General features: G+C 70.0%; 8 protein-coding genes and 1 pseudogene. 5 read left to right on the top strand and 4 right to left on the bottom strand.

Going from position 1 to position 8,550, the window contains the following annotated elements:
• Positions 1-255: 255 nt before the first annotated feature.
• Both ABZ911_RS42565 and ABZ911_RS42560 read left to right on the top strand, forming a co-directional pair.
• Complete coding sequence (locus ABZ911_RS42565) at positions 256-561, top strand: DUF4158 domain-containing protein (protein WP_358070227.1); 306 nt, start codon at positions 256-258, stop codon at positions 559-561.
• Positions 464-2,425, top strand: a complete 1,962-nt coding sequence (locus ABZ911_RS42560; protein ID WP_358070224.1) for a Tn3 family transposase — start codon at positions 464-466, stop codon at positions 2,423-2,425. The genes ABZ911_RS42565 and ABZ911_RS42560 overlap by 98 nt, the downstream gene beginning before the upstream one ends.
• On the opposite strand, the gene ABZ911_RS42555 is transcribed toward ABZ911_RS42560, so the two are convergent.
• Positions 2,376-2,960 (bottom strand): 3'-5' exonuclease, encoded by a 585-nt coding sequence (locus ABZ911_RS42555; RefSeq protein WP_358070221.1) that lies wholly within the window; start codon positions 2,958-2,960, stop codon positions 2,376-2,378. The genes ABZ911_RS42560 and ABZ911_RS42555 overlap by 50 nt on opposite strands.
• Positions 2,961-3,296: 336 nt before the next feature.
• On the opposite strand from ABZ911_RS42555, the gene ABZ911_RS42550 reads away from it, so the two are divergent.
• On the top strand, positions 3,297-3,698 hold the full coding sequence (locus ABZ911_RS42550; protein ID WP_358070218.1) for a hypothetical protein: 402 nt from the start codon (positions 3,297-3,299) through the stop codon (positions 3,696-3,698).
• Positions 3,699-3,735: 37 nt separating this feature from the next.
• A complete protein-coding gene (locus ABZ911_RS42545) occupies positions 3,736-4,302 on the top strand; it encodes a hypothetical protein (RefSeq protein WP_358070214.1) in 567 nt (188 codons plus the stop codon).
• Positions 4,303-4,434: 132 nt separating this feature from the next.
• Here ABZ911_RS42545 and ABZ911_RS42540 read toward each other — a convergent pair.
• The 3 genes and pseudogenes from ABZ911_RS42540 to ABZ911_RS42530 form a co-directional block, all read right to left on the bottom strand.
• A pseudogene (locus tag ABZ911_RS42540) lies at positions 4,435-5,208 on the bottom strand (IS5 family transposase); the annotation flags it as partial.
• 58 nt (positions 5,209-5,266) lie between these two features.
• Complete coding sequence (locus tag ABZ911_RS42535) at positions 5,267-6,922, bottom strand: alpha/beta fold hydrolase (RefSeq protein WP_358070211.1); 1,656 nt, start codon at positions 6,920-6,922, stop codon at positions 5,267-5,269.
• Positions 6,923-7,055: 133 nt separating this feature from the next.
• The gene (locus ABZ911_RS42530; protein WP_358070208.1) at positions 7,056-7,871 is read right to left on the bottom strand and encodes a CPBP family intramembrane glutamic endopeptidase; all 816 of its coding nucleotides are present in this window, start codon (positions 7,869-7,871) and stop codon (positions 7,056-7,058) included.
• 417 nt (positions 7,872-8,288) lie between these two features.
• On the opposite strand from ABZ911_RS42530, the gene ABZ911_RS42525 reads away from it, so the two are divergent.
• Positions 8,289-8,550 (top strand): hypothetical protein (locus ABZ911_RS42525; protein WP_358070205.1); only part of this gene is annotated, 262 nt, incomplete at its 3' end.

Here is an 8,550-nt window from a genome sequence, read left to right as displayed (position 1 = left end):
GTACGCGGGTCTCGGGTTCCCGCGAACCCAAGGGTGCATAACCTCCCAGACCACCCAATAGCCCGACGTCGCCCCTTGGGTTCGCGGGAACTCTGGGGTTTCCCGGGGTCCCGGTAGTCCTGTCGAAGAATCCAACACATATAGCTCTGAGCTGCGGTGATGCAGGGGGCGGCGTTGAGGGGCTGAGATCGTTTCCGTTACGTTCTGTTCCGGTTTGTCCGGTCTAGGGCGTGGGGTGGTTCGGTGTCGGAGAAGATGTTCTCCCGCGAGCAGTTGGAGCAGTTGCGGTCGTTCCCGGATATCGGCCGCGATGAGTTGATCACGCACTTCACATTGACGCCCGCAGATATGGCGTTCGTGGATCCGGGACGGGGCCGAGGCCCGGCCGATCGGCTGGGGATGGCCGTGATGGTCGCGACGCTGCCGCTCGTCCTACTCCTAACTGCGGCAGTTCACCCCGCTGGTGCTGGCAGCGATCGACTTCCGCGGCGGGCCGGGCACGGCCGAGCTGATGCGGGCGGTGGCGATGTTGAAGGAGTTGAACCGTACGGGCGGTCGTAAGGTCCCCGAGGGCGCGCCGCTGTCATTCGTGCCCACCCGGTACACCGACTACCTGGAAAAAGCCCTCAAGGCGGGCGATGACACCGCCTTTCGCCACTACTGGGAGTTGTGCGTGCTGCTGGGCCTGCGCGACGGGTTGCGCAGCGGGGATGTGTTCGTGCCGGGCTCGCGCCGCTACGCCGACCCCTCCACCTACCTGTACACCCCCGAGCAGTGGGAGCCGCGCCGAGCGGAGTTCTGCCAGCTGGTCCGCAAACCGGCCCCGGCGACCGACGCGCTGGAGCAAGGCAAGGAGGAACTGCACGCCGCACTGGCGGAGCTGGAGACGCTCCTGGTCGGCGCTCTGCCCGATGACACCGGCGCGGTTCGCCTGGACGACGACGATCACCTGGTGATCCCGCCGCTGTCGGCCGGGGACATCCCCGCCGAGGCCAAGGAGCTCAAAGACGAGCTGGCCGGGATGCTGCCGTTCGCGCCGATCGCCTCCCTGCTGATCGAACTGGACGCGCGCACCGGGTTCCTGGACTGCTTCACCCACGCCGGCGGCAAGAAGTTGGCCACCTCGCCCGAGCTCAAGCGCAACATCCTCGCGGTGCTGATCAGCCAGGCCACGAATTTGGGGTTGGTCAAGATGAGCGAGGCGTGCGGCATCTCCTACGACACCCTCGCCTGGACGATGGAGTGGTATGTGCGGGAGGAGACGCTGCGCGAGGCCAACACCTGCGTCGTTGATCACCACTACGGCCTGGCGCTGGCCAAGGTGTTCGGCGGCGGCACCATGTCTTCTTCCGATGGGCAGCGCTTCCCGGTGCGCGGCAAGAGCGTGACCGGGCGGACCATGACCATCCACGGCGGGCAGGTGCTGTCCACCTACACCCACGTCTCCGATCAGTGGTCGACCTATGGCACGAAGATCATCGTGCCGACGGCGCGGGAGGGACACTTCGCCTTGGACGAGTTCCTCGGCAACGCCACCGATCTGCCGATCGTCGAACACGCGACCGATACCCACGGTGCCACGCTCATCAACTTTGCCCTCTTCGATTTGGTGGGCAAGGCGCTGACGCCGCGGATGCGGGACCTGACCCGGGTCACCCTGGTCCGGGACGACACTCCGACCGAGATCGGCAAGCTCTATCCGCACGCAGGGCCACTGCTCGGAGCGCGGTGGAATGAGGCCCTGGTCGCCGAGATGTGGCCGGACCTGCTGCGGATGGCCGGGTCGCTGAAGTTCGGGCAGGCGACCGCGTCGTTGATCGTCGGCAAGCGGTCGGCGGCCTCTCGGCAGAACACCCTGGCCACCGCGCTGAAGGAGTGGGGGATGCTGCGGCGTACGGTGCACACCGCGAAGTACTTGTCGGACCCGGCGTATCGCAGGAAGATCACCCACCAGCTCAACAAGGGGGAGAGCCTGCACGCGTTGCGCCGTGATCTGCACTACGCCCAGCAGGGCATCGTCACCAAGGCGGGCCGAACGCGTCGACACCGCTCACCCCCGCCGACGTACTCCGGCCGCCTCCACCCCGCGGCGGCTCGCCCGCACAGCGCTGTTCGCCGCCGTCCGCGGCCTCGCCTACGCCTCGGGCACCGGCGCCGTCGGCCTGCTCGTGTGGTGGCTGACCAGCCGATGACCAGCCAGCAGCCCGCGCCCGCAGGCCGGCGCCGAGCCCTGCCCCAAGGACGCCAGCGCCAGCATGTCGAACGTGTCGAGCCGGGCGGCCAGGTGTGTCAGAACAGCTCGCTCTGCACCGCCTGGCCCGCCTGGCGGCTAGCCTCGGGCTTGACATATACGCCGCCGACGGCCTGCAGCTCCATCAGGGTGCGCCAGCGGCCGCCCGCACGCCCTCTACGACCAGCAGAGTGAACACCTGCACGGTCAGCTCGGCATCAGGCAGCGCCCGGTGCCGGTCGGCCGGGATCGCGAGCCCCGGACGGCGGGCGACGCGATCCAGGCTGTGCGAGCCCAACTCGGGCAGCATGGCGCGGGCCAGCCGCACCGTGCAGATCAGCGGGATCGCCGCCGCGGTCGGGCAGTGCCGGCGCTGGCCGCCGATCAGCGTGGCCTCGGTGTGCGCCGAGTGCGCCACCAGCCGGTACGGCGGCGCGTCGAAGCGGGCATCCAGCGCGGCCATCACCCGGTCCGCAGGCGGCGCCGCGGCGAGCATCGCCGCGGTGATGCCGGTCAGGGCCGTATCGAAGGAGGTGACGGGCACGTCGACGGGCGGCCGCATCAGCGAGACGAACCGGCCGCGTTCCACCCACCCGGCGTCGCCCGTCAGGCGTCCGGCCACCACGGCGACCTCGATCGGGACCGGCGACCGCCCCGCGGGGGTCAGCCCCTCGAAGTCGATGACCGCCCACGTGACGGCCGTCAGGCCGCTGTCGCCCAGGCTGCCCACGCTCTCCGCTCTCCCGTCTTTTGCCCGGCCAGGCACTCCCCCGTCATCAATGTGATTCTGGGGAAACGCGACGGGCTGGATATGTCTCGCGTGTTAGGTTCGACCCGTGGTAACGACTTACCAGGAGATCCGTGACCGGATCTACAGTCTGGCCCGCGAGCATGGCTTACGTCCCGACTGGCGGGAGACCACGAGGTCGGCGCGCCTGCTTCTCCTCTACGACCGTGACCACGCCGTGGCTGGACGGGCCATCGTGCCCGTCCAGCCCGTCACCGTCCGGGCAATCACAGCACTGGAACAAGCACTGGAACACCTCTTCGGGAAGGAGTGGCTCCAATGAGCACCACCACGCATGAGGTGACGTTCCGCGTCACCCGAGAAGCCACCGTGGACACCGGCGAGCCCGTGTGGGTGGCCGGGCCTGTCGGCCACCCGATCGGCTGCGTCAGCGCATTCAACCTGGCCGACCTGCATGAGGAGGTTGAGGCGATCAAGCATTTCGTGCTCGACCTGCCGACGACCGAGCCCATCACCGTGAAGTACGACTACCAACTTGACGCCGAGGCAACCGACGCCCTCAACCTCTACCTCGAAGCCGCCAGACTCCGCGCTCAGTACCCGGCCCGGTCGCAGACCGCAGCTCGGGTCTTGGGCCGTGCCGGAGTGTCCGACGCAGACGCGGCGGTTCTGCTCGGCCTGTCGGCGAAGCGTATCCAGCAGCTCAGAACGGCCAGTTGACGAGGACGGACGGCCGTACTGGATCGATGACCCGCTCGTGGACCGGGCCGCGCACCGCCTCGACGTCCGCCGCGCCCTCGACCGCGATCAGGACCCGGCCACCGCCGTGTGGGTGCTGGTGACCCTAACTCTCGACCCCGCCCGGGACGACCGCGCCCTGGACGACCTCCTCAATCACCAGGACCGGGCCGCCATCGCCCTCGCGCTCTCCGGAGCCTGGCGGTACGCCAAGATTCCGTGCCCGCGGGTCGTCGTCTACCCGGCCGGCGCCGGCCCCGAGCGCATGGTGCTGCTGACCCGTCTGACCTTCACCCGCCCGCCCGCCGGCGGCGGCCTCACCGCCGACGAGCTCGACAACCTGGCCGCCGCCGCCCGGCACGCCGTGGAGATGCGCGGCCGCTCTGCGACCGCCACGGCGGAGCCCCCCTGCCGCCGGCGTCGACCAGCTCAGCGCGCTCGCGGTCGAGGACGGCGAGCACAGCCCGCAGATCGCCGAACGGGACTGGTGGCGGCACGCCATGGTGCGCCTGGTCCAAGACGTGACCACGGGCAGCCCGTACGTAGACCGGCCGACCCGCTACCGGGAGGGCCGCGTGCTGTCTAACCACGGCGCTGCAGAGGGACGGCGCGCTGGGCGTGGACGCCCGCTTGACCCCGCATGAGTTGGAGGCGGTGTAGGTGCGGTTCGGCGCGCGCCTGGCCGCTGTGCTCGACGCTGAACAGGCCAGAGCGACCCGCAGGCGAGGCTGAGGAAGGCTTCGTGGATGTCGGCGCGGATCTCCCAGCGGATGCGCAGGCTGCGGAATGCGTGCAGCAGGGCGATGGTCTGTTCGACGACCCAGCGTTGTTTGCCCAGGCCGGAGCCGTGTTCGGTGCCGCGGCGGGCGATCAGCGGCCGGACGCCCAGGTCGCGGACCTGGCGGCGGTACTTGTCGTGGTCGTAGCCGCGATCGGCCAGCACGACGTCGGGTCGTCGGCGGGGGCGGCCGCGTTTGCCGCGCATCTGGGGGATGGCCTGCAGCAGGGGGATGAGCTGGGTCACGTCGTTGCGGTTGCCGCCGGTCAGGATGACGGCGAGGGGGATGCCGGTGGCGTCGGTGATCAGGTGGTGTTTGCTGCCGGCTCGCCCTCGATCGACCGGGGACGGCCCGGTCTGCGCCCCCCTTTTAACGCTCTGACGTGGGAAGAGTCCACGACGGCGCGTGAGGTCCAGTGCGTCGGCGGCGCGTAGGCGATCCAGCAGTACCTCGTGCAGGCGTTGCCAGACCCCGGCGGCGTTCCACTCGGCCAGGCGGCGCCAGCAGGTCATGCCCGAGCCGTAGCCCAGCTCTTGCGGCAGGTGCTCCCAGGCGATCCCGGTGTGCAGCACGAACAAGATGCCCTGCAACACCAGCCGATCATCGAGCCGCCTGCGCCCCGGATGCCGCAAGCGGCGTTGATGCTTGGGCAGCAACGGCTCGATGACCTGCCACAACGCGTCACTGACCTCCCACGGCTTCAGCCGCGCCATCGCCACCCCTCTCGCCACCACTCAAGCGAGAGATCAAAGCACAGCACAGATCATTCTGTTAGGACTTCTTAGGCGTGATCTGGTCGCGCAGGAACGCGGTGACCAGCTCCCGGTACCTGCCGGGCCGGTCGTGGGCGATGTCGTGGCCGGAGCCGTCGATCACGCGGAAGACGGCGTTCCGTAGCACGTCGGCGTACTCGCGGGCGACCTCGGGCGCCAGGTAGTCGCACGAGCCGCGCAGCACCAGCACGGGCACGGCGATCCGGCGCAGCGCGGGCCGGGGATCGGCGACCCGGCGGGCGTCGCGCCCGGTCATGCCGTGGGCCCAGAACCCTCCCCCCGACGGCGGCACCTGCAGTGGCCGGCCGGGGCATCCCGCCCGCGTGTCGAACTCGCCGACGAGGGACTCGAACTCGCCGTCCATCGCCTCGTCCGGCAGCAGCGCGTAGGCGGGGCGTGGCCCCGCGACCTCGATGAGCGCGTGCGCCAGCAGGAAGCGCGGGTGGGCCCACAGCGCCCGGTCCTGGTCGCGCAGCCCGCCCTCCGTCAGGTCCCGCTTGTCCGGGAAGGCGAGAGACCAGATGGTTCCCGGCGAGGCCACGACCGCGCGGACCACCCGGTCCGGGTGCGCGGCCAGATAGGCGGCGACGAGCTGGCCGCCCCAGGAGACGCCGGCCAGCACGACACGGTCGGCGCCGATCGCGGCCCTGACGGCGTCCAGGTCGGCGACGTGCCGGGCGATCGTGTAGTCGCGTACGTCGGACAGGCGGGTCGACAGGCCCGCGCCCACCTGGTGGTAGGCGTACACGTCGAAGCCCACGGCGGCGAGCGCGGGTGCGAGCGGCGATGGCTCGGCGTCCGGCACGCCGGGCCCGCCGTGCACGAGGATCACCGGCGTGTCCCGGCGCTCGCCCTGTGCCGGGGTGCGGGTGTAGGCGATGCGCGAGCCGGTCGGCAGGTCCCAGTACCGCGTGCCGGGCCCGGCCACGATCGGCCGGTACGGCGGTGCGCCGAACAGCAGGCCCGCGAGGGGGATGGCCACGGCCGCCAGCTCCACCCCGGCGACCGCGATCGGCACCCAGCACCGTACCTGTAAGCCCGCCACTCGCCGCAGTGCCAACCGGCACAACCACCAGGCAACGCCCGCCAGCGCCAGCGCGGCCACGGCCAGCGCCACGTACCGGTTGCCACTCGCCGCGGCGGCGACCCACAGCGCGCCGAGCCCCGCCCCCAGCCCGGCCGGGACCGTCAGGACGATGAGCAGCCCGGCCGCTGCCTTTGCTCTCACGCCCGCGCTCATCGCCTCTCCAGGGGTTGACGGGGTCTTGTGATCCAGCGTATGACGCCGCGAAGAAAGTGGGCCACGATCGTCTCGGCGCGCAGGTAGCCCTGATCCGGGGGCAGACCAAGTAGGGGGCCAGACCAAGTACGGAAGAAAGGGGCAGTGCCGCGCCTGCTCGTCCAGCAGCGTCCGGTACAGCCCCAGCCGTTCCTCGCCAGTGGAGGGAAGGTCTGTGTCCCGTACGCCCATCGCCCGCGCGAGCTGCCCCGCCGCCGCTTCCGCCTCCACCCGTTCGGCCGGGTCGGGGGTGTAGCCGCGCATGTCGATGAAGATCACCCCGCCCGGGAACCAGCCCGCCCGCACCGCCTGGTGGGCGGCCACCAGCGCCAGGGCGGTCTTGCCGACCCCGGCCATCCCGGCCACCGCCGACACCACCACCCCCGTACCAACGCCCCCGTTCCCGGCACAGGCACCGTCTTGGCGTGAGGGGTTGAGGAAGGCAGCCGATCTCGCGGCGGCGCAGGTCGCCGACCATGGTGATGAGGTCGTGCAGGGAGCGGCCGTCTTACATCGAGTAGGCGCCGGAGGCGAGGGCGATGACGCCGACCACGGTCATCAGCAGCGCCGAGCCGGGGTGCATGGCGATTGAGATGCGGATGTCCTGCTTCTTCCAGGCGAGCCAGACGCCCGGGTAGAGGAAGACGAGCTTCGACAGGACCGTCCAAGGGGCCCAGAAGTGGTACACCGAGAAGAAGAAGGTGTTGAAGAACGGGGCCCACTTGCCGAGCTGCGGGAGGCGGGGCAGCAGGAAGCCGCGGAAGTAGTACTCCTCGAGCAGGGGCAGGGTGAAGCCGGTGAACGGTGCGCAGATGAGCAGCGTGGTGAGCACGAGCTCCTGCGAGTAGCCCTGGAGGTAGGCGGTGCCGTCGGGGCCGGCGCCCTGGTAGTCGACCCAGGTGAAGAACCAGTCGTAGACGATGTTGTCCAGCGGGGTCAGCGAGAGCGAGACCACGGTCATCCACACGAGGCACGCGGCCCCGAGCCAGAAAACCTTGCCGCGCGAGACCGGCTTGTCGCGGTAGTGGACGACGCCCTTCATCGTGAAGCGGCCGGTCTGCTTCTTGCCCAGCCACAGCAGGAATAGCTGGAGCGGGAAGAGCACAACCGCGAGGGCGATGGCCCAGGCCAGGAAGATCGGGAAGTCCATCGCCCGGACCAGGGGGGCGGCGATGAACGCGTACACGGCGACGATGACCGCGCCGGGCACCAGGTGCAGTGCGATGGAGAACGGGACGGAGTGACGGTCGGCGAGGAGCTTCGCGACGAAGCCTTTCGGCTGGGCGCCTTGGGTTGCGGCCGGGGGCCGCATTGCTGTATCCATGCCGGGAAGTGTGGCCCCGCGACCTAACACGGACCTGACATCGCTCTGACACGGCTTCGAGTCGCCGTGAAAGGCGCAGGTCACAGCGGGTGCGGACCGGGCGGGAGCTATCGGGTCCCGCATCGCGGGTTCGACGGGGATCGGATATGCCGCAACGCGGCCTTCGAGGCCCCCCACTCGGGTCCGTGCGACCGACCCCAAAGCTCTGTGTAGCTGGAATAACGGACTGTGATTGCCGGATCGCCTGGCCCGTGATAGGTCAGCGGCCGGATCGGACGGCGCAGCGTCCACCACAGCGGCTGCCGCCGGCCGGTGGGGATCAGGCTGTCCGTCTCGACCTGATAGAGCCGTAACCATACGAACGCGTCGCTGGAGGCTGGCAGCCGGGCATGCCCCAGTCCCGCAGTTCCACCTCCGGTGGTCTGGCCTCCTTGCCCCACCGTGCTGGAGGAGGCCGAAGCGCTGGAGCTGCTGCGGACCGCGTTGAACATCCGCCGCACCGACACGCGGGTGCGTGATGAGCCGCAGGCCGCCTTGGACATCGTCCGGTTGTGCGGGTTGCTGCCGCTTGCGTTGGAGATCATCGCCGCCGGCCTGCCCCTGCTGACCCAGGTCGCCGCGGAGAACCCGGCCATCACCAAGGCCTGGGCCGACAGCGCCTACCGCACCAAGGTCATCG

The organism is Nonomuraea sp. NPDC046570, assembly GCF_040645915.1.
Classification (GTDB): Bacteria; Actinomycetota; Actinomycetes; order Streptosporangiales; family Streptosporangiaceae; genus Nonomuraea.
This window is presented reverse-complemented; position numbering and strand designations above follow the sequence as displayed.